This window comes from Meiothermus sp. Pnk-1, from assembly GCF_003226535.1.
Taxonomy (GTDB): domain Bacteria; phylum Deinococcota; class Deinococci; order Deinococcales; family Thermaceae; genus Allomeiothermus.
The window spans coordinates 1-22,955 of the sequence record NZ_QKOB01000018.1; the positions used below are offsets into that span (position 1 = coordinate 1).

Annotated in this window: 30 protein-coding genes, 1 pseudogene and 1 riboswitch; of the genes and pseudogenes, 13 read left to right on the plus strand and 18 right to left on the minus strand. The window is 64.9% G+C overall.

What is annotated here, in order from left to right; all coding sequences use genetic code 11:
- The first annotated feature begins 421 nt into the window (after window positions 1-421).
- From DNA98_RS15635 to DNA98_RS15680, 10 genes are read left to right on the plus strand one after another with little or no spacing between them, the layout of a single operon-like run.
- Complete coding sequence (locus DNA98_RS15635; RefSeq protein ID WP_110532332.1) at window positions 422-1,459, plus strand: LacI family DNA-binding transcriptional regulator; 1,038 nt, start codon at window positions 422-424, stop codon at window positions 1,457-1,459.
- Window positions 1,456-2,409, plus strand: a complete 954-nt coding sequence (locus tag DNA98_RS15640) for a sugar ABC transporter permease (RefSeq protein ID WP_233493252.1) — start codon at window positions 1,456-1,458, stop codon at window positions 2,407-2,409. The genes DNA98_RS15635 and DNA98_RS15640 overlap by 4 nt, the downstream gene beginning before the upstream one ends.
- 9 nt (window positions 2,410-2,418) lie before the next feature.
- Window positions 2,419-3,285: a carbohydrate ABC transporter permease gene (locus DNA98_RS15645; protein ID WP_110532333.1), complete on the plus strand. Its 867-nt coding sequence runs from the start codon at window positions 2,419-2,421 to the stop codon at window positions 3,283-3,285.
- A 9-nt stretch (window positions 3,286-3,294) separates the two neighbouring features.
- Window positions 3,295-4,827 carry an extracellular solute-binding protein gene (locus DNA98_RS15650; RefSeq protein WP_110532334.1) on the plus strand — a complete coding sequence of 511 codons (1,533 nt, stop codon included), beginning with the start codon at window positions 3,295-3,297 and terminating at the stop codon, window positions 4,825-4,827.
- A 14-nt stretch (window positions 4,828-4,841) separates the two neighbouring features.
- Entirely contained in the window at window positions 4,842-5,639 is a 798-nt protein-coding gene (gene iolB / locus DNA98_RS15655; protein WP_110532335.1) for a 5-deoxy-glucuronate isomerase, read from the plus strand.
- Between the two features lie 47 nt (window positions 5,640-5,686).
- Window positions 5,687-6,436 (plus strand): 2-dehydro-3-deoxy-D-gluconate 5-dehydrogenase KduD, encoded by a 750-nt coding sequence (kduD, locus tag DNA98_RS15660; protein WP_110532336.1) that lies wholly within the window; start codon window positions 5,687-5,689, stop codon window positions 6,434-6,436.
- Between the two features lie 8 nt (window positions 6,437-6,444).
- The gene (locus DNA98_RS15665) at window positions 6,445-7,086 is read left to right on the plus strand and encodes a bifunctional 4-hydroxy-2-oxoglutarate aldolase/2-dehydro-3-deoxy-phosphogluconate aldolase (protein ID WP_110532337.1); all 642 of its coding nucleotides are present in this window, start codon (window positions 6,445-6,447) and stop codon (window positions 7,084-7,086) included.
- The gene (locus tag DNA98_RS15670) at window positions 7,083-8,021 is read left to right on the plus strand and encodes a sugar kinase (RefSeq protein WP_110532338.1); all 939 of its coding nucleotides are present in this window, start codon (window positions 7,083-7,085) and stop codon (window positions 8,019-8,021) included. The genes DNA98_RS15665 and DNA98_RS15670 overlap by 4 nt, the downstream gene beginning before the upstream one ends.
- A 9-nt stretch (window positions 8,022-8,030) precedes the next feature.
- Window positions 8,031-8,366 carry a cupin domain-containing protein gene (locus DNA98_RS15675; protein WP_110532339.1) on the plus strand — a complete coding sequence of 112 codons (336 nt, stop codon included), beginning with the start codon at window positions 8,031-8,033 and terminating at the stop codon, window positions 8,364-8,366.
- A gap of 9 nt (window positions 8,367-8,375) precedes the next feature.
- Window positions 8,376-9,512 carry an oligogalacturonate lyase family protein gene (locus DNA98_RS15680; RefSeq protein WP_110532340.1) on the plus strand — a complete coding sequence of 379 codons (1,137 nt, stop codon included), beginning with the start codon at window positions 8,376-8,378 and terminating at the stop codon, window positions 9,510-9,512.
- Between the two features lie 13 nt (window positions 9,513-9,525).
- Here the strand turns inward: DNA98_RS15680 and DNA98_RS15685 are convergent, their stop codons facing one another.
- The 18 genes and pseudogenes from DNA98_RS15685 to DNA98_RS18370 form a co-directional block, all read right to left on the minus strand.
- Complete coding sequence (locus DNA98_RS15685) at window positions 9,526-10,116, minus strand: dihydrofolate reductase family protein (RefSeq protein ID WP_110532341.1); 591 nt, start codon at window positions 10,114-10,116, stop codon at window positions 9,526-9,528.
- Between the two features lie 97 nt (window positions 10,117-10,213).
- On the minus strand, window positions 10,214-10,729 hold the full coding sequence (locus tag DNA98_RS15690) for a DUF1697 domain-containing protein (RefSeq protein WP_110532342.1): 516 nt from the start codon (window positions 10,727-10,729) through the stop codon (window positions 10,214-10,216).
- Window positions 10,730-10,838: 109 nt separating this feature from the next.
- Window positions 10,839-11,513 (minus strand): SDR family NAD(P)-dependent oxidoreductase, encoded by a 675-nt coding sequence (locus DNA98_RS15695; protein WP_110532343.1) that lies wholly within the window; start codon window positions 11,511-11,513, stop codon window positions 10,839-10,841.
- A gap of 2 nt (window positions 11,514-11,515) precedes the next feature.
- Window positions 11,516-12,436, minus strand: coding sequence for an IS3 family transposase (locus DNA98_RS15700; protein WP_158531665.1), 921 nt, complete (start codon window positions 12,434-12,436; stop codon window positions 11,516-11,518).
- Window positions 12,411-13,679, minus strand: a complete 1,269-nt coding sequence (locus tag DNA98_RS15705; protein ID WP_110532429.1) for an MFS transporter — start codon at window positions 13,677-13,679, stop codon at window positions 12,411-12,413. Before DNA98_RS15705 ends, DNA98_RS15700 begins: the two co-directional genes overlap by 26 nt.
- Window positions 13,680-13,699: 20 nt before the next feature.
- Window positions 13,700-14,206, minus strand: coding sequence for a DUF6428 family protein (locus tag DNA98_RS15710; RefSeq protein ID WP_233493254.1), 507 nt, complete (start codon window positions 14,204-14,206; stop codon window positions 13,700-13,702).
- A gap of 269 nt (window positions 14,207-14,475) precedes the next feature.
- Window positions 14,476-14,826 (minus strand): helix-turn-helix transcriptional regulator, encoded by a 351-nt coding sequence (locus DNA98_RS15720; protein ID WP_233493255.1) that lies wholly within the window; start codon window positions 14,824-14,826, stop codon window positions 14,476-14,478.
- Between the two features lie 9 nt (window positions 14,827-14,835).
- Window positions 14,836-15,141, minus strand: a complete 306-nt coding sequence (locus DNA98_RS18555) for an integrase core domain-containing protein (protein ID WP_370444454.1) — start codon at window positions 15,139-15,141, stop codon at window positions 14,836-14,838.
- A 332-nt stretch (window positions 15,142-15,473) separates the two neighbouring features.
- Window positions 15,474-15,746: a hypothetical protein gene (locus DNA98_RS15730; protein ID WP_110532348.1), complete on the minus strand. Its 273-nt coding sequence runs from the start codon at window positions 15,744-15,746 to the stop codon at window positions 15,474-15,476.
- Window positions 15,743-16,012, minus strand: a complete 270-nt coding sequence (locus DNA98_RS15735) for a hypothetical protein (RefSeq protein ID WP_110532349.1) — start codon at window positions 16,010-16,012, stop codon at window positions 15,743-15,745. The genes DNA98_RS15730 and DNA98_RS15735 overlap by 4 nt, the downstream gene beginning before the upstream one ends.
- Window positions 16,013-16,257: 245 nt before the next feature.
- On the minus strand, window positions 16,258-16,755 hold the full coding sequence (locus tag DNA98_RS15740) for an RES family NAD+ phosphorylase (protein ID WP_110532350.1): 498 nt from the start codon (window positions 16,753-16,755) through the stop codon (window positions 16,258-16,260).
- On the minus strand, window positions 16,755-17,201 hold the full coding sequence (locus tag DNA98_RS15745) for an antitoxin Xre/MbcA/ParS toxin-binding domain-containing protein (protein ID WP_110532351.1): 447 nt from the start codon (window positions 17,199-17,201) through the stop codon (window positions 16,755-16,757). The genes DNA98_RS15740 and DNA98_RS15745 overlap by 1 nt, the downstream gene beginning before the upstream one ends.
- A gap of 44 nt (window positions 17,202-17,245) precedes the next feature.
- Window positions 17,246-17,689 carry an AAA family ATPase gene (locus tag DNA98_RS15750; protein ID WP_129865657.1) on the minus strand — a complete coding sequence of 148 codons (444 nt, stop codon included), beginning with the start codon at window positions 17,687-17,689 and terminating at the stop codon, window positions 17,246-17,248.
- The gene (locus tag DNA98_RS18365; RefSeq protein ID WP_255418291.1) at window positions 17,674-17,799 is read right to left on the minus strand and encodes a hypothetical protein; all 126 of its coding nucleotides are present in this window, start codon (window positions 17,797-17,799) and stop codon (window positions 17,674-17,676) included. Before DNA98_RS18365 ends, DNA98_RS15750 begins: the two co-directional genes overlap by 16 nt.
- A gap of 36 nt (window positions 17,800-17,835) precedes the next feature.
- Window positions 17,836-18,741 (minus strand): FAD-dependent oxidoreductase, encoded by a 906-nt coding sequence (locus DNA98_RS15755; RefSeq protein WP_110532353.1) that lies wholly within the window; start codon window positions 18,739-18,741, stop codon window positions 17,836-17,838.
- A 12-nt stretch (window positions 18,742-18,753) separates the two neighbouring features.
- A complete protein-coding gene (locus DNA98_RS18235; RefSeq protein WP_233493266.1) occupies window positions 18,754-18,945 on the minus strand; it encodes a hypothetical protein in 192 nt (63 codons plus the stop codon).
- 28 nt (window positions 18,946-18,973) lie between these two features.
- Window positions 18,974-19,159, minus strand: a pseudogene (locus tag DNA98_RS18240) (FAD-dependent oxidoreductase); the annotation flags it as partial.
- Between the two features lie 18 nt (window positions 19,160-19,177).
- Window positions 19,178-19,828 carry a TetR/AcrR family transcriptional regulator gene (locus DNA98_RS18370; protein ID WP_110532355.1) on the minus strand — a complete coding sequence of 217 codons (651 nt, stop codon included), beginning with the start codon at window positions 19,826-19,828 and terminating at the stop codon, window positions 19,178-19,180.
- Between the two features lie 236 nt (window positions 19,829-20,064).
- On the opposite strand from DNA98_RS18370, the gene DNA98_RS15770 reads away from it, so the two are divergent.
- The 3 genes from DNA98_RS15770 to cobO all read left to right on the plus strand — a co-directional run bounded on the left by DNA98_RS15770 (window position 20,065) and on the right by cobO (window position 22,944).
- A complete protein-coding gene (locus tag DNA98_RS15770; RefSeq protein ID WP_110532356.1) occupies window positions 20,065-21,081 on the plus strand; it encodes a ParA family protein in 1,017 nt (338 codons plus the stop codon).
- A 17-nt stretch (window positions 21,082-21,098) separates the two neighbouring features.
- Window positions 21,099-21,956, plus strand: coding sequence for a ParB/RepB/Spo0J family partition protein (locus tag DNA98_RS15775; protein ID WP_254431560.1), 858 nt, complete (start codon window positions 21,099-21,101; stop codon window positions 21,954-21,956).
- A gap of 119 nt (window positions 21,957-22,075) precedes the next feature.
- A riboswitch (cobalamin riboswitch) is annotated at window positions 22,076-22,231 on the plus strand.
- Between the two features lie 137 nt (window positions 22,232-22,368).
- The gene (cobO, locus tag DNA98_RS15780; protein ID WP_110532358.1) at window positions 22,369-22,944 is read left to right on the plus strand and encodes a cob(I)yrinic acid a,c-diamide adenosyltransferase; all 576 of its coding nucleotides are present in this window, start codon (window positions 22,369-22,371) and stop codon (window positions 22,942-22,944) included.
- Window positions 22,945-22,955: the final 11 nt, after the last annotated feature.

Here is a 22,955-nt window from a genome sequence, read left to right on the forward strand (position 1 = left end):
TTTCAATGTCCCCTAGCCGATTTCTCGGCTTGCGCGAACCCCCCTGGGTTTTGGTGCTTGCTTGGGGTTCGCGCAACTTCAGACTACCAAAGGAACTCCGGGAAACGCAGAGCCTCTAAGAGGACGATCTCCTCTACGACTACAAACACCTCCTCAAGCTCTGGTGCAGACCTCGAGGAGCCAGCCCCCTCTTCCTGTTCGCACCTGTGGTGAGCCTGCTCGGCGTGGGGCTGTTGTATCTGCTGCTCACCGATCTGCTCTTCGCGCTGGCGGTCCTGTACGCCCGGGCTTACTGCCAGGTAACGGAGTTCGCTCCGTCGATCGAACTACCCGGGTGGGGGTTGACAAGGTATAGCTTGGGTGTTAGCGTTTGAGTTAACGTTAACTCAAAAAGTTAATCGCATAAGGACGAAACATCATTATGTCTGACGAAAAGGTTACCCTGGCTCACGTCGCCCGCCTCGCCGGTGTCTCCATGATCACGGTGTCCAAGGTGCTCAACAACAAAGGGCGCATCTCCGAGGCGACCCGGGCGCGGGTTCTCCAGGCAGCCAGCCAACTCGGCTACGTAGCCAACACCGCCGCTCGCAGCTTGCGGGGGCGCCCCACCCAGATCCTGGGGATGGTCATACCTGAACTGGTGAGCCCCTACTTTGCCGAGGTGGCACGGGCTGCGGCAGATGCGGCCAGCCAGATGGGCTACGATCTGGCCGTCTTCACCACCTCGCGTGACCCGGAGCGCGAGCGCGAACGGGTGGGCACCCTGCTAGGGGGGCTGGCCGATGGGCTGGTGTTTGTGGTTCCCATTGGAGCGGCGGGCTTTTTGGCTACCCTCGAGCGCAGCCGTGCCCCAGTAGTGCTGGTCAACCACTTCGGCCCCCCCACCCACCTCCCGGTGGTGCGTGCCGATAGCTTTGAGGGCTCTTTGGCCGCTGTGCGGCACCTGATGAACCTGGGCCACCGGCGTATCGGCTTCGTTACGGGAGCGGCTCACTCCAGCCAGGCTGCCGAGCGCCTACGGGCCTACCGGGAGTGCATGATGGCCGCCGGGCTATGGGACGAGCGGTTGGTGCGGCCTGGGGACTTTACCCAGCAGCGAGGGGTGGAGGCGGGGCATGAACTCTTAAGCCTCGAGGACCCCCCCACAGCCATCTTCGCGGCCAGCGACCTCACCGCTTTTGGGGTCATTACCGCGGCGCGCTCCCGTGGGCTGCAAGTGCCCGAAGGCCTCTCGGTAGTCGGCTTCGACAATATCCCTGCCGCTGCCCATTCTCACCCCAGCCTGACCACCGTGGCCCACCCCATTCCAGCAATGGCCCAGGCCGCTGTGGAGCTCATCGCCCGGGCGATGGCTGGGGAAAAACTGCAAGACGTGCTCATAGAGTTCCCCAGCGAGCTGGTGGTTCGGGGCTCGAGCGCCCCTCCCCCAGCGCCGAATAACCGGAGGAAAAGCCGATGAATCCTGCCTACCCCAGCAACCCCGCCCCTCCACAACGCCCGGGCTTAAAGCGCCTGGCCCGCTTGGTTTGGCGCCACCGAATCCTCTACCTCATGCTTCTGCCCGGCCTACTGTATTTTCTTATTTTCCGCTACTGGCCGCTGTGGAACGCCCAGATCGCCTTCCGCGACTTCCAGCCCACCCTAGGGGTGTGGGGTAGCCCGTGGGTGGGGCTGCAACACTTCCTCGAGTTCTTCCGCTCCTACTATTTCGGCCAGCTCCTGGCCAATACCCTCGTCATCAGCCTGGCCAAGATCGCGCTGGGCATCCCCCCCGCGATCCTCTTGGCCATCGCCCTGCACGAGACCGGCCGCCGTTTTCTCGCGCGGGTGGTACAGACCGTGAGTTACCTACCGCACTTTCTATCGTGGGTCATCGTCTACGGCATCTTGCTGGCCATGCTCTCGCCCAGCGAGGGGCTCGTCAACAGCGGGCTGCGGGCGCTGGGGCTCGAGCCGGTGCCCTTCCTCACCTCTACCGCCACCTTCCAGCCGGTGGTGGTGCTCTCGGAGGTTTGGAAGGAGACGGGGTGGAGCGCGATTTTGTTCCTGGCCGCCCTGCTCTCCATCAACCCTGCCCTCTACGAGGCTGCGGCCATCGACGGAGCCTCACGCTGGCAGCAGGTGCGCCATATCTCCCTTCCCGGGATGATGGACGTGCTGGTGCTGGTGGTGTTGCTGAAAATCGGCAGCATCCTCGACGCGGGGTTTCAGCAGATCTTTGTGCTGTATTCACTGCCCGTCTATAGCGTGGGGGACATCATCGACACCTGGGTCTACCGACAGGGCATCCAGAATTTCCAGTTCAGCTTGGCCACGGCGGTGGGTCTGTTCAAGGGGGTCATCGGTCTGGTGCTGATTGTTGTGGCCAACCGCTTGGCGCGGCGCTTCGTAGGCAGCGGGTTGTACTAGGAGGAAGCTGTGAAAAGAGCGATCTCTCGCAGCGACCGTTTGTTCGAATGGGGAATCGACGCGTTCTTGATCGGGGTGCTGGCAGTGACCCTGATACCCATGTGGTACGTGGCGATGGTCTCGCTGCTGCCTTTTGGCAAAAGCCCCAGCCTGTTCCTGCCGCCGTGGGAATGGTCCTTTGCGGCCTATGCCCAACTCATCTTTCAACCGACCATCTGGCGAGCTGCTCTCAACAGCATCTTGCTGACCTTTGGCGGAGTGGCCATCAGCCTGACGCTCACCGTCATGGCCGCCTATCCACTTTCCCGGCGGGATTTGCCCGGTAGGGGCTTCATCGTGGGCCTGATCCTCTTCACCTTCTTGTTCAATGCCGGGTTGATCCCCACGTTCTTGGTGGTCAAGGATCTGGGGTTGCTCAACAGCTACTGGGCGGTACTGCTCAACGGAGCGGTGAGCGTCTACAACCTGCTGGTGATGAAAAGCTTCTTTCAGAGCCTGCCGGAGAGCCTCGAGGAGGCTGCCCGCATCGACGGGGCCAACGACTGGCAGATCCTGCGGCACGTGGTGTTGCCTTTATCTCGGCCCATCCTCCTGACCATCGGGCTGTTTTATGGCGTGGCCAACTGGAACAACTTCTTCGAGCCTATCCTCTTTCTCTCCGACCGTAACCTCATGCCCCTACCGGTGGTGCTGCGTGACATCCTTACCGGCCTCAACGTAGCGGAGTACGTCGAGGGTGGAGCGGCTCAGGCTGCTCCGGCGGAAGCTTTGAAGATGGCGGCTGTGGTCCTGATCACGCTGCCCATGCTCTTGGTGTACCCATGGATCCAGCGCTATTTCACCAAGGGCGTGCTCCTGGGCAGCGTGAAGGAATAGGAGGTAGCGATGCGCATTGGTTTTAGGATCTTGCTTTCCTTGATAGCTTGCAGCGGCCTGGTACAGGCCCAGGCCAACCTCACCGACCTTAGTGTGGCCCTGTATGCGGCCAACCCCGAAGCGCCCGCCCCCCCGGCCAACTGGGAGGTCTACCGCACCGTGCGGGATAAGCTGGGCATCAACCTCAAGTTCACCATGCTGCCCACCGGGGCCGACGGCGACAACCGCCTGGGGGCGCTGGCGGCGGCCAACGACCTGCCCGACCTCTTCGAGGTGCGCAGCCTGGCCCTCTTCGACCGCCTGGTGCAGCAGGGCCAGCTCGCCCCGGTGAATAGCCTCTTCCCCTTGATGCCCAAACGCGCCGCCGATCGCTACGGCGACGCCAAGCGTAACCTGCTGGTCACCAGCAACGGCCAGATCTACGGCTTTTTGGAACCCGTAACCCTGAGCCGCCAGTACGGCATCTGGGTACGCAAGGATTGGCTCGACAAGTTGGGACTCAAACCCCCCGCCACCCTCGAGGAGTTCTTCGAGGTGGCCAAGGCTTTCACCGAGCGCGACCCTGACGGCAACGGACGCAACGACACCTACGGCTTTGGCGGGGTGATTGACTTCGATACCGCCGGCATCCTGCCGGGCCTGGGCCTGGGCAACCACTTCCAGTGGGTCTACGGCGCTTACGGCGTAGCGGGTACCTGGAACTATAACCCCAAGGCCTTTGCCGCCAACGTGCGCGAAGCCAATTTCCGCAAGGCCACCGAGTACATCCGGCGGCTTGTCGAGGCCAAGGTCATCGACCCGGACTGGGCCACCATGCGCCGGGCCGACCTGCGCACCCGCTGGCAACAGGGCCGTTACGGGATGTTTTTCGAGAGTGTAGGCGGCCTGCAGGCGGGTTTGCAGAACTTCCATGCCAACAACCCCAACGCCGAACTGCTCCTGCTGCCGCCGCCTAAGGGCCCCGAGGGCAAGAGCTCCATGGGCACCTACTCCTCGGCGGGGTGGCTGTATGTGGTCTCCAAGCGGGCTATGGACGCTGGTAAGGGAGCGGCCATCGCCCGCTTCCTCGAGTGGGCCCATAGCGGTGAGGGCTACTTCCTGCTGGGCTGGGGCCGCTACAAGACCGACTACACCCTGCCCAACAACGTGCCTACCGTCAACACCCAGATCCCCATCAGCGTGCGCGGGAGCTACACCCAGATGCGCTGGTTGGCCTTCAACGGTAACCCCCTGGAGATGCGGGGCCGCTACCCCGAGATCAGCGTCGGCGGGCGCAAATACGTGATGTACCAGCTTATGGCCCAGGCCCAGCGCCAGGGCAACTGGATTGACCGCACCGGCGATCTCATCGTCAAGGCGGCCCCCAACCAAGCTGACCTCGAGCGTTACGTCTCGGAGAACCTGGTGCAGTTCGTCCTGGGTCAGCGGCCCATCAACGACTCGAGCTGGAACCAATTCCTGAGTGGCCTGCGCAATGTCCGTTTCGAGCAGTACGAGGCGGCAGCCGAGAAGGCGTTGCGGGAAAGCGGATACCTGAAGTGAAGCCGAGGTGCCTGATGCGATACTTTCACACCATCCCCCAAGGTCCGGGCCTCCAGGTCCTAGCCGACGAGGCCTGCAAGCTTCTGGCTTTCGCCAAGCTCAACCTCGAGGCCGGCCAGAGCTACACCGGCCATACCGGCGGGCGCGAAGTGCTGCTGGTAGCCCTTTCCGGCCTGGCCGAGGTCGAGGTGGGGGGGCGGGTGTTCGCGCGGGTGGGGGGAAGGCCCAACGTATTCGCGGGCAACCCCCACAGCGTCTACCTGCCCAAGGGCCAGTCCTACACGGTGCGGGCCCATACCCGTTTCGAAGCCGCCCTGCCTTCAGCTCCCAGCGACCTCGAGACCGAGCCCTACGAGATTCGTCCGGAGCAGGTCAACACCGGAAAGTGGGGAACCCTGAACTTTACCCGCCACTTCCGCGAGATCCTGGTCGAGCCCGACGGACGCCCGGCCAGCCGCCTGATCGTGGGCGAAACCCTCACCCCCAGCGGCAACTGGAGCACCTATCCCCCGCACAAGCACGAAGTCGCACAGGGGGGCGAGGTCTTCCACGAGGAGATGTACTACTTCCGCATCTCTTCCCCGGAGGGCTGGGGACTCACCCGCCACTACAGCCCCGAGCGCGGCTACGACCAGACCTACGTGGTGAAGGATGAAACCCTGCTCTCCATCCCCCACGGCTACCACACCTACGCCAGCGCTCCCGGCTACACGGGCTACTACCTGTGGTTCCTGGCCGGTGACGGGCGGCGGCAGGGGGTGCGCTTCGACCCCGACCTGGCCTGGGTGCAGAAGACGGTAGGGATGGTTTAGGGCACAACGTGGCCATCGGGCATAGCAGAGGAGGATTGAGGGTGGAGATGTTTTCGATCCAAGGTCAGGTGGCCCTGGTCACTGGCGGGGCGGTAGGCATCGGGCAGGCCATCGCCATCGGCCTGGCCCAGGCTGGGGCCGACGTGGCCATCGTCACCCCTACGGCCGACGCCCACCAGACTCAGCAGGCGGTGGAGGCTGCCGGGCGACGTTTTCACGCCGTGCGTGCAGACTTGATGAAGCCGGAGTCGGCGGCGTGGGTGGTCGCCGAGGTCGAGGCTGCGCTGGGGCCCATCGGCATCCTGGTCAACAACGCCGGCATCATCCGGCGGGAGTGGGCCGAGTACTTTAGCGATACCGACTGGCAAGACGTGATCGAGCTAAACCTCAACGCGGTGTGGCGTATGTCGCAGACCGTAGGCCGGGGGATGCTGGAGCGTGGAAGGGGCAAGATCATCAACATCGCCTCGCTCTTGTCCTTTCAAGGAGGCATCCGGGTACCCTCGTACACCGCCTCCAAGCACGCCGTGGCGGGCCTTACCAAGGCTCTGGCCAACGAGTGGGCGGCCAAAGGGGTCAACGTCAACGCCATTGCGCCGGGCTATATCGCCACCGACAACACCGCAGCCCTGCGGGCCGACCCCGAGCGCTCGAGGCAGATCCTCGAGCGCATTCCCGCTGGCCGCTGGGGCGAGCCTTCGGACCTGGTAGGCGCGGCGGTCTTCCTGGCCTCGCCAGCTTCCGACTACGTCAACGGCCACATCCTGGTGGTGGACGGGGGGTGGATGGCCCGCTGAGGAGGAAGATGGAGGTTCAGGGTTTTCGTCACGAGCTGGCTCGGGTACGGGTGGTGGGGGTGCTGCGGGCCCCGTCGGCCCAGGCCGCGGTGGAAGCCGCCCTGGCGGCGGTGCGAGGGGGCCTGCGGGCCATCGAGCTCACCTTCACCACGCCGGGGGCGCTCGAGGCCTTGCACGACCTGCGCGAACAACTGCCCAAGGGGGTGCTGCTGGGTGTGGGCACGGTGACGAACGCAGCGCAGGGGCGGGCTGCGCTCGAGGCGGGCGCGCAGTTCCTGGTCAGCCCCCATCTGGGTGAAGAGTTGCTGGAACTGGCGCGCGAAGCACGGGTACCCTACGTGCCGGGCGTGCTCACTCCCACCGAGATCGCGCGGGCTAGGAGCCTGGGGGCCGAGGTGATCAAGGTTTTTCCCGCGGGCTCGAGCGGGGGAATCCCCTACCTCAAGGACCTGCTGGGGCCTTTCCCCGACCTCCAGATCCTGGCCACTGGGGGGATTAAGCCCGGTGAAGTCCCGGCCTATCTCCAAGCCGGAGTGCTGGCGGTGGGCCTGGGCTCGAACCTCTTCCCCAGGGCCGCGCTCGAGGGCGGCGACTGGGAGGGTGTGGAGGTCGCCACCCGCCGGGCACTGGAGGAGGCGGGTGTGGCATGAAGAAGCTGGATCTGATCGGCCTGGGCGAGTGCATGGTGGAGTTCTTCGCCGAAGAGCCTTTGGCCCAAGCCCGCCGCTTTACCCGCTCCTTCGGCGGAGACGTGCTCAACGCCCTGGTAGCCGCTTCCCGGTTGGGCTCACGTGCCGGATTTGTCACCCGGGTGGGCAACGACCCTTTCGGATCCGGATTGCTAGCGGCCTGGCAGGCGGAGGGCATCGACACTTGCTGTGCTCCCCTGGTCGAGGGCGAAAACGGGGTCTACTTCATCAGCCTGACGGAGCAAGGCGAACGTGAGTTCACCTACCGACGCTGGGGCAGTGCCGCCTCTCGGATTACCCCCGAGGACCTCGAGCCCGAGTACCTGGCTTCGGCCGCCATGCTACTGCTTTCGGGAATTACCCAGGCTCTCTCGCCCTCGGCCCAGGCCACTGCGCTCCGAGCCGCCGAGCTGGCCCGCTCGAGCGGGGTCTTAGTGGCCTATGATCCCAACTACCGCCCGGCCTTGTGGGATAAGCGCGGCGGGCTGGAAGCCGCTCGACAAGCTTTCCTGGAACTTGTGCCTTACGTGGACGTGCTTCTGCCGAGCTTCCCCGCCGACATGGCGTTGTTGGACACGGAGTGCCTCGACCCTCTCGCAGCCCTACAGGCTCTGAGTCATCATGTTCCAAAGGTTGGGCTCAAAGTCGGCTCTGAAGGGGCCTGGCTGGGTTGGGCGGGCCAGTTCCTGCACGTTCCTCCGGCTTTACCCCGGCATGTCCGCGACACCACCGGGGCGGGGGATGCCTGGAATGGGGTCTTCCTGCACAACCTCTTGCAGGAAACCCCACCTTTTGAAGCCGCCGCCCGGGCCAACCGCCTGGCCGCGGCCAAGCTGGCCTACAGGGGGGCCATACCCCCTAAACCCTGGCCACTGGACACACAAAGCGTCAACTGAGGGGTTTGCATGCAGTTCAACGGTGAATGGGAAACGGTTGGGCCAGGTGTCGAGCGTCGCCTGGTGGCCTTAGGTAAACGTATGATGGCGGTGCGGGTTCGCTTCGCCAAAGGCGCAGTCGGCGCTCTACACGCGCACCCGCACGAGCAACTGACCCAGGTCCTGAGCGGACGCTTTCGCTTCCAGGTAGGGGAGGAGGTGCTCGAGGTTGCTGCCGGTGATCTCTTGTGCATTCCCGGTGGCCTCGAGCACGGCACTCAGGCGTTGGAGGCAGGGGAGTTGCTGGACATCTTCTCTCCCCTGCGCGAGGATTTGCTAGGTGGCCCTACCGCCAGCCCGGAGTAAGGAGACCAGATGCGTCAGTTTCGCGATCCCCGAACCGGCCGGCTCATCACCCAGCTCACCGACCGGGGCAACAACGTGCATCTCTACTTCACCGAGAACTCCTTCGACCTCACCCGTCCCGAGATCATCTTCCGCTCCGACCGGGCTTCTAAACACCAGCGTGCTCCGCACGAAAACCCCCATTACAACCTCTTCCGCCTCAACTACCACACCGGCGAAATCACCCAGCTTACCGACGAGGATTATCCCGTCGGCAGCGTTACCAAGACCCCCGACAGCGAGCTCGTGGTCTACCTCACCGCAGGGAAGGTCAAGCTCCTGGATACCCGTACCGGGAAAATCCGCGTGCTTTACGAGGACGACGGGGGCTACAACCTCTACTCCCCCTCGATCAGCCCCAACCGCCGCTACGTGGGCTTCGCCCGCAACGAGCGGGTGCAGGCCGTCAACACCAACGTCAACTACGGGGGCTTCAAGGAAAGCTTCTACCAGATTAAAGACGGGCGCATCACCCTAGCCCGCACCGACGGCTCGGGCTGGTTCGACGCCTACTGCGACACCCACTGGCTGGGGCACTTCCAGTTCTCTCCCGACGATCCTACCCTGGCCATGTTCTGCCACGAGGGTCCCTGGAACCTGGTCACCCAACGCATCTGGCTGCTCGATCTAGTAGCCCGGCGGGTCCGGCCTATCTTCCGCCAGGATGAACCGGACTCGGTGGGCCACGAGTTCTGGACCCACGATGGACTCATCTTCTTCGATAACCGCGGGCCTGGTCATGACGGCACCATCACCTCGGGCAAAACCCAGGCGGTGGTGAGGGAGTCTACTCCGAGCGACTTCCGCCCCTATGTGGGCCTCGTAGACCGCGATGGACAGTTGGTACGCCAAATAGCGATGCCCTATTACTGCAACCACTACCACGCCAACCCCTCCAACACCTTGCTGGTCGGTGACGACGCGGATTGCTTGGTACTCATCGATATCTCTGGGGAGAAGGCGAGCCTGGAGGTGTTGTGTGAACACGGCACCTCCTGGTACACCCAGGCCAGCCACTGCCACCCCACCTTCAGTTGGGATGGGAAACGCATCCTCTACGCCTCTGACCGGGGCGGGCAGGTCAACCTGTACCTGCTCGAGCTTTGAGCACGCATCCCGCCTACCCTGCCCGGCGGTAGCGACACACCTGCGCGCCGGTGCTCGCCTGTTTGGCGGAAATGAGCTCAAACGGCAGCGGCTCGGCCATGGCCGGAAAGAGCTTCTTGCCGCTGCCGATGACCAGGGGCACGACCGTGAGCACCAGCTCGTCCACCAGATCGGCAGCCAGGAGCGACTGCACCATCGTGGGGCTGCCGTAGACGTAAATGTATCCGCCCGGCTGCGCCCGCAGGTCGGCCACGGTCTGCAGAAAGTCCTTGCCGCGGATGATCGTCGTAGGGTGCCAGGTGATGTCTGCCTCGGTGAGCGTGTCGGAGACCACGTACTTTTGCACGCGGTTGATCCAGTCGGCGAAGGCGAATCCGGACTGGCCCGGCCACGCCGCAGCGGAGACGAGGTACGTGCGGCGTCCCTGCAAGAGCGCATCGCTCTGCGCCGCGAGCTCGCCGAACGTCCCACCCATGACCTCGGGGTCGAAGTACTTTCCCATCCAGCCGCCGTGGGCGAAGCCGCTTGCCGTGTCCTCCGGCGTCGGATTGGGCGCTTGAATGACCCCGTCGAGGCTGATGAATTCGGTAATGAGCGTTTTCATGATTTCTCCATGAGACTATGGGATCTGTGCCAGCTAACCCGTCTTAAGCCGCGTTACAAAGGCGCGCCAGATTGGGACTTGTTGTTTTGCCTTTGTCTTACGCAACAACACACCTTTTGACTGTCTCCCACGTGCGGGTGGTCTGTTCTTTGCCAAAGGTCTTTTCCAATAAACTCATGAATACGGGTCCCTTGGGGTGAGGAACATAACTGGTAAATGCTTCCAGTCCCTGCACTTCGTGAATGGTGGCACCTTCATATTCTATGGGCAATTTCAGTTTTGCATCTGCCGGCTTCCACAAAAACGTCACGACCCGTTTGGCGCCTGCACGAACCTTGTGCTTGCCGAACGGATCTGAAGCAAGCAAGTTTTGCAAATGCTCCACCGACCGTACCGTAACCGGAAAACCGCGACCCATCTGCTGCTGAAGTTGTGCTTCAATTTCTTTTGCAATGGCTGCCTCATTACGGACAGAGGCATTGAAAGCCACGTTGCCGCTGGAAAGAATGGTTTTTACCTCCGTAAAGCCGGCAGATTCCATGCATCGCTTCAGGTCGGCCATCTTTAGGTTCATGGGGCTTACACCCCGGAGAAAAGCTAGATATCTTGGCATAGCATCATTTTTATCTATGATAATCAATGCTCTTGGATTTCAAACAACAGGACTTTTGTTCAAAACTGCATGTTTTTCAACCGTGTGCGCTGCGTGGTCATTCTCCGCATTAGTGGATCGTCTTGACGAGGCCGCCGTCGATGATATAGTCCGAGCCGGTAATCATCGCGGCATGGTCGGAGGCCAGGAAGACGATCAGATGCGCGATTTCGTGCGGCTCGGCGAAGCGACCAAGCGAGATGCCGCGCTCCCTAGCGAACGCGCGCATGGCTTCCTCGCCTTCGGGCAGCCTCCCCACCCACATGTCGGTTCTCGTCGGTCCCGGCGACACGGTGTTGAAGCGCGCGCCCTGCGAAGCGTAGGCTTCGGCGAGGTTTTTCGTTAGATTCGTCACCGCGGCTTTCGCGGCGCTGTAGGCGATCAGATACGGGTTCGGCATGATCGCATTCATGGTGGATACATTGACGACACTGCCGCCGTTCTTGCAAAGATGAGGCAGCGCCGCGCGTGTCACGCGAACCACGCTCATCAGGTTCACTTCAAGCATTTCGCGCCATTCGCTGTCCGTCAGCGCCGTAAAGCCGGCTCCCCTCGACGGGTCGATCGCGCCGATATTGTTCACAAGGATGTCCAGCTTGCCAAACCGGTCCACCGCTTCGGCGACCGCCTGTTCGGCTCCCGCTTCGGATGCCGCATTGACCGGAACGTGGACGACCCGCCAGGCAGACGACAGTTCATTCAGCCCATCCGACCTGCCGTGATCCAGCTCCCTAAACTTAGACACCTTTACCCTGCCTCCCGTGTGATGTCCTCAAGGTCTTTCCCCAGCGCCTCCTCCATCACCTCCCTCGGCGTCCGGTAGCCCAGCCCCGAGTGCAACCGGCTCCCGTGGTAGTAGCGTAGGCGCTCCTCTTGGTGTTTCCCTATCGGGGAAGCAGCCACCACCTCCTTTAGCTCTCCAAGGCTTTTGGCCTCCAAAAACTGGTCCCGCCCCTCCCCCTTGAACCGGGCAAAAAAGCTCTCCACCATCGGATTGCCCTTCGCCCCCCTAAGGCTGTAGGAAAGCCGCTGCCCGTCCCAGAGAAGAAGCGTCCCCACCCAGTCGTGGCTCAGAAAAGGACCCCCCTGGTCGTGGTGCACCAGGGCCTTAGGGAGCTCCCCCGTCACCTCCTGAATCCACGCCTTGGCCCGTTCCCAAACCCCTAAGGCCAGCTCCGCCGAAGGGGACGGCCCCAGACCAAAGGCCACCACCGTCCGCGTCCTGTGGTCCAGGATGGGCACGAACCAGGCCTTCCCTCCCCGGTAGGGCAGCAAGGTGAAGTCGGTGTACAGGAGTTCAAAAGGCTCCGGTTCCCTCTGCCTGAGAAGGAGGGCCCTCAGGTCTGCCCTGTCCCCGGCCAGAAGCACAATCTGCAGCAGGGGGTTGGGCTTGGGTCTCCGGGCGGTGCGCCTCAGGGAGAGGTGGAAGTCCTGCAACAGGCGGTGGACCCGTTTGTGGTTCACCGGGATGCCCTTCCTGTGGAGTTCCTGGGTGACCCGGCGGTAGCCGTACTCGGGGTGCTCCAGCAAGATCTCTTCGATGGCCCTCTTGAGGCGGAGGTCTTCCTCCTCCCGCTTCCGGTCCGCCGCCACCTTCTGCTTCTGGTAGTAGTACCAGGTGGCCCGGGGGATCTCCAGGGCGCTAAGGACGATGGGCAGGGGGGCCAAACCCTGGACCAGCGCCTCGCGGGCCAGGTTGCCCGGTTGGTCGAACCTTCCGTACGCACAAGGCCGCCAGCAACGAAGCGGCGACCAGAACCCCCAGCACCGCGTCGTAGCTGCCTGCAACTCCGTGCAGCAGCCCTGCGCCGATAGGTCCCAGGCCCTGGGTGAGCGAGACCACCAGGCTGATGCCCCCGTTGATGCGCCCGTAGCTCTCGGAGCCGTAGAGCTCGGCGACGAGCCCGGCCCTGGCCAGGGTGCCCGCGCCGTTGCTCATGCCGTAAAGCAGCACGAAAGCCCACACCCCCAGCTCGCCGGGGACCAGCAGCAGGGCCAGCGAGCCCAAGGCCTGGCAGAGCATCACGCCCAGCGTGGCACCGTAGAGCGACCAGCGCTGGCTGCCGGGCAGGAAGAAGGCTCGCCCCAGGAGCTGTACCAGCCCGATCGAGCCTACCGCCGCCGCCGTGAAGGCTGGGCTGTAGCCGCGCTCGAGCAAGAGCGGCACCCCGTGCGCTCCAATGGCGGCAGTGGTCAGCCTTAAGAGGGTAAAGGCGGTGGCCAGCCACCAGAAGGTGGCACCTGCGAAAGCGGCCCGGGCGCTCACGCTGGCTTCGGGAAGCTTTACTCCGGGGTCGCTTTCGCCGTCGGGCCACTGACCCAGATCCTGGGGGCGGCGGCGCACGACGGCGTGCAGGGGCAGGGTGAATAGCCCGAAGATCAGGGCCAGGACCACCAGGGCACTACGCCAGCCCAGGTTTTCAACCAGCAGCGTTTCCAGCGGCACGAAGACGGTGCTGGCCAGCCCGGCCACCATGGTGATGACGAAGGTGGCCCGATGGCGCCAGCGGCGAAACCACACCGCAACCACCGTGAAGGCCACCTCGTAGAGCACCATGGCCATGGCCAGGCCCATCCCCACCCACACCCCATAGAGGGCGCCCAGGCTGTGCACCTGCGACCAGGCCAGCAGCATCAGGCTGCCCAAGAGCGAGCCCAGCAGCAAGAGGCTCCGCGCTCCCCGATGGTCCACCCAGTAGCCCACCGGGATCGCCATCAGCCCCGAGACCAACAGCCCCAGCGAGTAGGCCCCCGAGGTCTGGGTCCGGCTCCAGCCCAGTTCGGCCTCCATCGGCTTGACCAGCACGCCGAAGCCGTAGTAGAGGATGCCGTAGGAAATGGTCGTGGTCAGGGCCAGCGCCCAGACGATCCTCCAGCCGTAGAAGCACCTGGGGGCTGCGTGGGGGAGCATGGAAGTGTTGTACCCCATACTCAGCAGCAGCAGTCTCGAGCCGCCACCGGGAGTTCCTGGCTTGTCTCCACGGCTGGGCCACAACAGCCCGCTGCCCGTGCCCAGTCGGCAGCTTTGCAGGTCACGCCGGGCGGGGTGAGGCGCACTACCAGCTTCTCGCCCTCTACCTCGAGCCGCCCTACGTGGTAGCGCATGGCGGGGCGGGCTGGGTTGCCGTACTCGAAGCGCACCTCCGCCTCGCCCTCTACCGCCACCGAGGCCGCCACCCGGTTGTAGATGCTCAGGAACTTCTTCACCGGCATGAACTCGGGCTTGTCCTTGGGGCTGGGGTCCATCAGCTGCACTACCGTCTCGCGCCAGGCGTTGGCCTGCCCGCCGCAGTCCATGCTCTCGTAAGTAACGTTCATGATCTCGGTGACGTGGTAGCCGGGGGCTACGCGCTGGCCGGTGTCGTACTCGAAGACCAGGACCTTGTCGGGGTGCTGGGCGAGCTTTTGCAGAAACTCCTGGGTGTTCATTACGATCATCCTCCTTCTCAGGCCACGCAGCACGTAGCCTCAACGCAACACGCACCCCCAGCCGGGGTGGACTGGGCTCGAGACCCTGCAAAAGGCAGCTTCCCCAGCAGTACTGCCCAGAGCCTCTTTCCCTGGCGCGGTACGCCGCGCAGGCGGCAGACCTCCGCACACAGCTCCCGTTGCCGCTCTCTGACTAAGACCCACATCACCTGCTCATTCATCCGCTTCCTCCTTAGATCGAAACATCGAAATCTATCGATGTGTCTGGATAAAAAAATTCACCCTCCGATGCGGGGCAAGAAAGCCCGCAGCAGGGCGAAACCCTTGGGGTCGATACGGTAATACATCCACTTGCCGCGCTTTTCCCCGATCACCAGCCTGGCCGAGATCAGGCACTTCATGTGGTGGCTGACGGTGGGCTGGGAGAGCCCGGTGACGGCCTCGAGGTCGCAGGCGCAGACCCCGCCCTTGGGGCCGCAGCAAGGCCCGGTATCGTGGCTGGCCAGATAGGCTAGGATCTTGAGCCGGGCTGGGTCGCTGAGCGCTTTGAAGACCTGGGCTGCCGCCTCGATGCTGGCTTCCGGGGTGGGGGTGGGCTCGAGTTCGATTACCGGGGGCACCGTGCTCACAGTCATAGCCTAGAACAACACATTGATAAATGTCAATATGTTGTAGTCGGTCAACACATCTGAGACTCCCTGGGGACCGACTCCTCTTGCCTCATAGCCAGGAACTCTAGGGGAGCCGGCCCGGTGGGGTCGCTCACGGTTGTAGTGGTCCAGGTAGGCCTCAAGCTCCCGCTGGAGCGCAGAAAGCTGGGCAGGCAAGGGGCGGGTGTAGAACTCCTCCCTGAAGGTCCGCTGCATCCGCACAAGGTACGCTAACGCGTGACCCACGTGCCCGTTGAGCCTGGGGCTTCTGGGCGGTAGCACAAAGAGCCGCACGCCCAGGCGTCAGCAGGTCTCCGCTCGGTGTTTCCCCCTCCGGGGGAAAGCAGCAAACTCGGCCATGAACTCGCTCCCGCCGTCCACCTAGATGGCTTTGACGGGGAAGGGGGCTTGCGCAACCGGGTGAGCACGCCAGGTTGGCCGTGGCTTTGGTGTGGACTTCCGGTCGACGGCCGAGAAGGGCTGGATCGTCTCCCCAGGGCCCAAGCTCACGGGGAGGGTATCTACTTGGACAAGATCCCCGGGGTGGTTCACCTCGTATCCTCTGGGCCTCCCCAAGGTACGGGCCTGGCCCGTGACTTGGGCGTAGGGGCGCCAGGTCTTCGGTTTTACGCAGGCGGCGACCGGCTAGCGCCAGCCGCGCCGCGCGCAGCCGCCGCTCCCCGTGCACCAGCTCGAACCCCTCCTGCGTCGGGCGCACCGGGGAAGGTGAGCAGCACGGCGGGATCGAAGTAGCGCCGGGCCTGGAAGGGCGAGGGGTGAATGGCCTCCAGCGGCGGCATCCGGTCGGCAGGGGAGGCCGGCTCGAGGGCCGCCTTGCGCTGGGCCAGCTGCATGGCCTCGCGCAGGCTGGAGGTGTCGGGGTTGGGCTTGGCGCTCACGCGAGCGCCTCGACCTCCCGGGCCGCCGCCCGCCAGTTCCAGCCCCGGTAGAACTGCACCGGCACGCCCAGCTCGGCCGCCCCCACGAAGGCGGTGGAGCTGGTCCACTCGGTGGCGAAGACCGGGATCTGCTCCTGGGTCATGGCCTCGCGCACCTTCAGCGGCATGCCCGAGCCGGTGACCACCCGGTTGATCAGCACCGCGTAGAGCAGCCCGGGGTTGCGCCGCATGGCCCGGCGCACGCTCACCGCGGTGGCCTCGACCATGCGGCGTCACCGGGATGATGGCCAGGTCGGCAGCCACCAGCGCCGCCTCCATCAGCGGAGATCCCAGCGCGGGCGGCCCGTCGATCACCACCCAGCGAGGGCTTGTTCTCCGGGGCCCGCATGACCCAGCCCACCGCCGAGGCCGCCAGGTTGACCGCGGCCGTGGTCTTGCCCACCCCGCCCTTTTGGTTGACGCCGTACCTCCCATCGACGGGCCTATCTTGACACCCCTACGCCCCCTTTTTCTATAAGCGTCGCCGAGCCTGCTCGACGAGCCGCTCCAGGCGGCTGTCGAAGCTCAAGGGCTGGGGGTCCGACCAGGTGATGCGCGAGAAGTCAGGGTGCCCCGGGTTGAGCAGGTAGTGGAAGGCCCGGGGGACGACCACCGACGGAACACGAAGCACCGCCGAGTCCCCGCCCTCGACCCAGGCGTCGCCCAAGTCCTGGGTGGAGGCCGGGTGAGGAAGGGCGTTCCAGTCCGAGGGCAGGGAGGAGGGATGGAGTTCGAGCACGGATTCGGGGGGTAGGTGGACTTCAAAGTAAACGTAGGGCTCGCCAGGGCGGGAGTTGAGGGCGTAGGCGAGCCACTCCAGCATGGCCACTGCCAGGCTCTCGCTGGTGTAGACCACCCGGGTCCCGCGGCCGTTCCAGCGGCCAGGGTGCAGCGCAGCCCCCTCCCCCGAGAAGGCCGTGGCCGCGTGCTTGAGGGCGCTGACGCGCCAGACCACCAGCGGCGCGGCCATCACTGGACGACGCCGTGCTCGAGCCCGCCCAGCAGGTCGAGCACCGCCTGGTTGCCGGCCTCAGTCCGTGCGCACTCGAGGGGCTTGGCCTGTCCCAGGGCGGGGTTGGGCGTGTCGAGCCAACGCACGGCAGCCTCCCGACTGCCGTGGAAGCGGATGGCGGCGTCAAGCAGGTTGGCGATGCGGAAGAGGTGGTCGCTGAGGGCAGGGGATAGGGTAGCCCCGGCGCGCTGCAAAGTGCGCACGTTGACCCCCAGCAGCAGGGCTAGCTGCCGCTGGGGGAGCCCCAGGATCTCGCCGATGCGCTCGAGGGAGCGGCGGGGAAAGCCCTGGCGGGTGCGGTCGCTGAGGTCGGTCAGGCTGGAGGCCTCCAGGCTCAGCAGCTCAGCCACCGGGTGGTTGTGCCGCCGGTGGCGCGGGGGCGGGGTGTAGGTCGCGAAGGTCATGTGACAAGTGTCGCCTTAAAAGCGGCAAAGGTCAAGGCTCAGGGTCACGCAGGCGCGACCTCCTCCCACGCCCGCAGGGCCCGCTCCAGCGCGTCCGGCTCCCCCAGCGCCCAACGCGCCGCGTGCTGGAGCACCTCCACCACCGCCACGTCCTCGGGGAAGCCCACCTCGTTCCCCACGATGACCTGCGGGCCGTGGTTGGCCAGGGCCTCGAGGTAGGTGCGCGCCAGCATGGCCGGGAAGGTCTCCCCCGCCGCGTAGTCGGGCATGGGCACCTGCAACCGGCGTGCCGCGCCTAGCACCGGGTGGGGGACCAGCCCCTCCCCGCCGATCTCGTTGGAGGTGTCGACCACCACCACCTTGGGGCCGAGGTCCGCGGCCAGCTGGCGCACCACGTCGCGCAGGAAGGTGGTCTTGCCCACCCCCGGCGGGCCGATCACCAACACCCCGTCGGCCCGGCGCACGAAGGGCATCACCGCATCGGCCACCCCCTCCACCACCCGCGGGTCAGCCCGGCCAGGGTGCGGTAGCGGTCGCGGATGGCGCTGATGCGGTGCAGGGTGCCGCGAACCGAAGCGCGGCTCGAACCCGCCTGCATCTTAAAGGTGCCCCCGAATGAATTCGGGGGAGGACGTCACGTACTCGAGCGGGTCCCGACCCTTCGGCTCTCGGCGGCTTGCGCGGCCAGCTGCGCGGCCTGGCGGGCGCTGGCGAAGCTAGCATCGGCCAGGAAGCCCTCCGGCCCTACCCAGTCTCCGGCCAAGAAGAGGTTTTCTAGTCCCGCTACCCGTACGCCGGGCCGACCTGAAAAGCCCCCCGTTCGGGCGGTGGGTAGAGCCCCTATCGCTGCGATGCTGGGCAGGTACTGCCGTTTGAGCGTCACCCCGCGCCAGCCCGGCTGGGCCGCATCCAAGAGGCTTTCGAGCTCTTCTTCGTCGGCTTTAGGATCGCCCGGGCTGCGCGGGTCCAGCGGTTTGAAGGCGTAAACCAGCGCCCCACCTGGCGGCGCGACCCTGGAGAATAGCGACTGCACGCTCATGAATAGCGGACGGGTGAGGTCTTGCACGACCGCGTGCAGGGAGTTGGGAAGGCGCTCGAGGGCCAGCGCCAGCGAGGCCGCCCGGGCGGGTAGCAGGGCGTCTGTGACCGCACGGAGCTCCGGCAGACCGCTTTCCTCCATCAGCTCAGCCGCTTCTTTAGGGCTGGTGGCGAGGATGATCGCGCCGACCCCCACCCGGACACCGCTTCGCAGCCGGATACCCTCCACCCGGTCTTTGCGGTGCTCGATAGCCTCCACGCGGGTACCGGTCATCACCGTGGCCCCAGCCGCTACGGCTTTTTGCCGCAGCCCGTTGACCAGGCTCTGCCAGCCGCCATCGATATACACCACTGGGTGTTTCAGCAAGCGTTGCAGCTTGTCGATCAACACCTCGGCGCTGACCAGATCCAAGGCCGCAGTGTAGACCAGGGGAATAGCCTGCGAAGCCAAAAACTGCCGCACTCGAGGGCGTTTGGCGCTGCGGTCGATCCACTCCCGCACGCTCTCGGTCCGTCAGCGGTGGGCCTCGAGCCTAGGGAGCGAGCCCAACACCCTGAGCAGCTCGAGCTTGTCGGCGAGGCTGAGTAGTGGGCTGCTCAGCAAGGATAAGGGGTCTGCCGGCAGAGGGTGCAGCCGACCCTGGTCCAGCACGAAAATCCCCTGGGGCCTGTCCCCGCTGTACGCCACCCCCAGCTCCCGGAGCACCCGCGAGGCGGCCCCCCCCGGTGTAAAGGGCGTGGATACCCCGGTTGAAAAGGTATCCCCCGCTGTCCGTTGAGGCCGACCGGCCCCCGAGTTCGGAGGCTTTCTCGAACAGGGCGACCCTGGCTCCGGCTCGGGCGAGATAGACAGCCGCCGTCAGGCCCGCTATGCCTCCGCCTACCACCGCTACGTCGGTTTGGGTAAGGTGTGCTTCCATCGCTCCTCCTTCCCTGCGCTAGGTGAGCGCGGCGATCAGAACCCGCTTGAGGTGAGCCCGCCGGGCGGCCAAGAACTCGGGGCTGCGCACCTCCAGGCCCAGCGGGGTACCTAGCGTCTGGCGATAGACCAGGTGGGCGTAGCACAGCCCGATCACGCTCATCACCATCTGGCGTGGATCCTCCCCTACCGCCTTCCCCGGCAGCACGCTTTCGACGGCCCGGAGGGCCCGTGCAATGGCCTCTTGGTGAGCCTGCACCTCGCCGATCAGGGTGTTGCCCTGTAGCTCTGACCACTGGATCAGGCGGAAGAAGTCGGGGTTCTCCTCGGCGAATTCCAGGCACGAATCCACCAGGGCCGCGATACGTTCACTCACCCCGGAAACCTCGGCCAGACGGGCCAGGGCGCGCGGTACGACCTCCATCGCGGCGCGGCTATACGCCTCTAGGACGGCTTTCCAAAGCCCCTCCTTGGAACCGAAAAAGTAGCTCGGGGTACCCCGGGAGACCCCGGCGGCGCTGGCGATCTGCGCCATGGTGGTCGCCTCATACCCCTGCCGGGCGAAGAGCCTGGAGGCGGCTTGCAGGATCGCTTCCCGGGTGCGATCGGCGTCCCTGGAGCGCGCTGTGGCCTGGCCACCTTGTTCGGGTTTTACTTGCTGAACGTTCATTTAGTAAATAGCATAGGGCGGCGAGAGCCTCAAGTCAACTCCCCTGACGCCGCTTGCCCTTAGCAACCGAAGTCGGGTAGCTGCGCCCTCTGGGTGCGCAACGCGCTCCATGACCTTTGAAAGCCCGCGGGTGGCCTGCCCGGAGCACCGCCCCAACCCCTGTAGCTTGCGGGAGTTCGGCACAAACTTTCGATGCCGCGCTTGATTTTGCGCCGAACCCCAAGTAGCATCGGCGTATGCCACAAAAACTCGTTCCCCTGACCGAGTACGCCGCGCAACAAGGCATCCCCGAGAGCACCCTGCGCTGGCAGATCAAGCAAGGCCAGCGGGAAGCAGTGCGTCATGGTCGCTACTGGTACATTCCAGTGGAGGTGGAAAAGCGCAGCCAAACCACCCAGGTCTTCACCCTCTTTACCCATGCCGGGGGCGCGGGCAAAACCAGCTTAGCCCGCGACTTGGGCTTTGCCCTCTCCACCCGTGGCTACCGGGTGTTGCTCATTGACGCCGATCCCCAAGCCAACCTCACCGCCTGGTTGGGGGTGGATCCCACCTCGGTAAGCAACCAGGAGACCCTGCTGACGGTGGTGGAAAACGACCAGCTTCTGCCCGCACCGCGCACCGGCTTGATCGGCGGCCTCGAGCTGATCCCCGCCAACATGAACCTGGCCCTGGCGGAGGTGATCATCCCCTCTAAAACCCTGGGGATGCTCCCCCTGCGAACTACCCTGCACGATATGGAGTGGTTCACCCACTATGACTACATCCTGATCGATTCCCCGCCCTCCCTGGGTCCCCTGGCCGGCATGGCTGCCTTGGCCAGCCACGGCCTGATCGTTCCGGTGGAGACCAGCGCCAAGGGAATGCAGGCTTTGCGAGGGGTCGTCGAAATCGCCAGGGATTACGTGAAGAGGCTGGCCTCGGTTCGCTTCCTCTCTCCCAAGACCCAGTTTGTCCGCATGTTGGTGCCCACCAAGTACGATCCCCGCACCAACCAGGACCGCCAGGCCCAGCAACTCCTGGAGGAGGCAGCCCGGATCGCCCCGGTCTCCCCTCCCCTCTCCTACCGTCCCGCGCCGTACAAGGAGGCCATGGATCAGTGCCTACCCATCCAGGCGGTAGGGGACCAAAAACTCTTGGAGGAGATGGAGGCGGTTTGTGCTGCTTTCGTTCGCCAGACCCAGCCTGAGGAGATGCTTCTTTCGCCGCAAAGCGGGGAGACGTCTCCTTCGCCGCGCAGCGGGGGGGTGGCCTGATGGGAACCATGGACAGGATGTTCCAGCAAGCCCAGGGCTTGCTGGAAACCCCGCTTTCCGTAGAGAGCACCCTGCCCCTTAGCGCCCTCTCCCCCACTCCCCAGCCCCGCCGCCGTTTCGAGGGGCTGGAGGAGCTGGCGGCCTCCATCAAGGAACAGGGAGTTCTCCAGCCGCTCTTGGTGCGCCCAACCAAAGACGGGTACGCCATCATCGCCGGAGAGCGCCGCTACCGAGCGGCCCAGATGGTGGGGCTCAGCGAGGTGCCGGTGGTGATCCTGGAGGTGGATGAGGCCACGGCGAGCAAGGTGGCCCTCGTCGAGAACCTGCAACGGGAAGACCTCAACCCCTATGAGGAAACCCTGGGCATTCTCTCCCTGCTCGAAATGCGCCTGAACAAGGGTAGGGAAGAGGTGATAGGGCTGCTGCATCGGATGCGGAATGAGGCTAAAGGGAGAGTTACCCATAACGTTATGGGTAACTCGGAAGCCCGGGTGGTCGAGGAGACTTTCCAGGCGCTAGGCCGCCTTACCTGGGAGAGCTTCGTGCAAAATCGCCTCCCGTTGTTAAACCTGCCCGGGGACCTACGGGAGGCGCTCGAGGAGGGGAGCATTTCCTACACCGCTGCCCTAGAGCTTAAGAAGCTCAGGGAGGAGGCAAAGCGGAAGGAACTGCTGGAGGAAGCCAAGAGCGGGCTTTCCCTGAGGGACCTCAAGGCTCGGGTACGGGAGGCCCTGAAGCGGGGGGCCTCCCCGGGGTCTTGGCACAAGGAGGTAGCGGCCAGACTCGCCAGGCTGGACCTCGAGGCCCTCCCCCTCGAGCGACGGAAGGAGCTTGAACGTCACCTCGAGGCCATCCGCCGGCTCTTGCAGGGATAAGCGATGGATAGCGGCTAGCGCAGGCGATAGGTGGGGTGGGTCGCCCGCAGAGACAGCCTGGGGCTTGTCAAGGGGATGCCGGCGATGTAGTGTGGCCCCTGAGCCCGTTAGGGCAGGATAACCCGGCCCAAAGCCCTGGTGCTGCGGCGCGTAGTTGCAGCTTAAAGTGGGGAAACCGGTGAAGCAGCGGGCTGCGTATTCCGGTACTGTCGCGCAACGGTGAGGGCGGGTCGCCGCCTCGAGTCCGAATACCTGCCAGGGCGTCTCCCAACCCGATCTGGGAGCACCTCTCGCCTGAAGGGGGAGCACTCGGGGAACTGCCGCTTTGGATGCCCCTGCTCCCGCAGGGGCACCGTTCATGCCCTGGCCTTGGCGCGAGGGTGGGCCTGGGGCCTCGAGCGAGGACGGATCAATGGGGCAGGCGTGCGAAACGGTCAAGACCGAAAAACCCTACCGCAAGCCCACCGGGGAGCGGCGGGGCCTGGTGGTCGTGTACACCGGCGACGGCAAGGGCAAGACCACCGCTGCGCTGGGGTTGGTGCTGCGGGCGGTGGGGCGCGGGTACGCCGCGCGCGTCTTCCAGTTCATGAAGCACGCCGGGGCGGCCTTCGGCGAGCACCGGGCGCTCGCCCGGCTGGGGGTGGAGATCGAGGGGCTGGGGGACGGCTTTAGCTGGACCTCGAAGGACCTCGAGCGCTCGGCGGCCCTGGCCTACGCGGGCTGGCAGCGGGCCAGGGAGGCCATGCTGGGGGGAGGGTACTTCTTGGTGGTGCTCGACGAGATCACCTACCCCATCCGCTACGGCTGGATCCCGCTCGAGGAGGTCCTGGAGGCGCTGCGCCGGCGGCCTAAAAACCTCACAGTAGTCCTCACCGGGCGGGGCGCTCCGGAGCCCCTGATCGCGCTCGCCGACACGGTGAGCGAGGTCAGGAAGCTCAAGCACGCCTTCGACGCCGGGGTTCCGGCCCAGCGGGGGATCGAGCACTAGGGGGGGGCGGA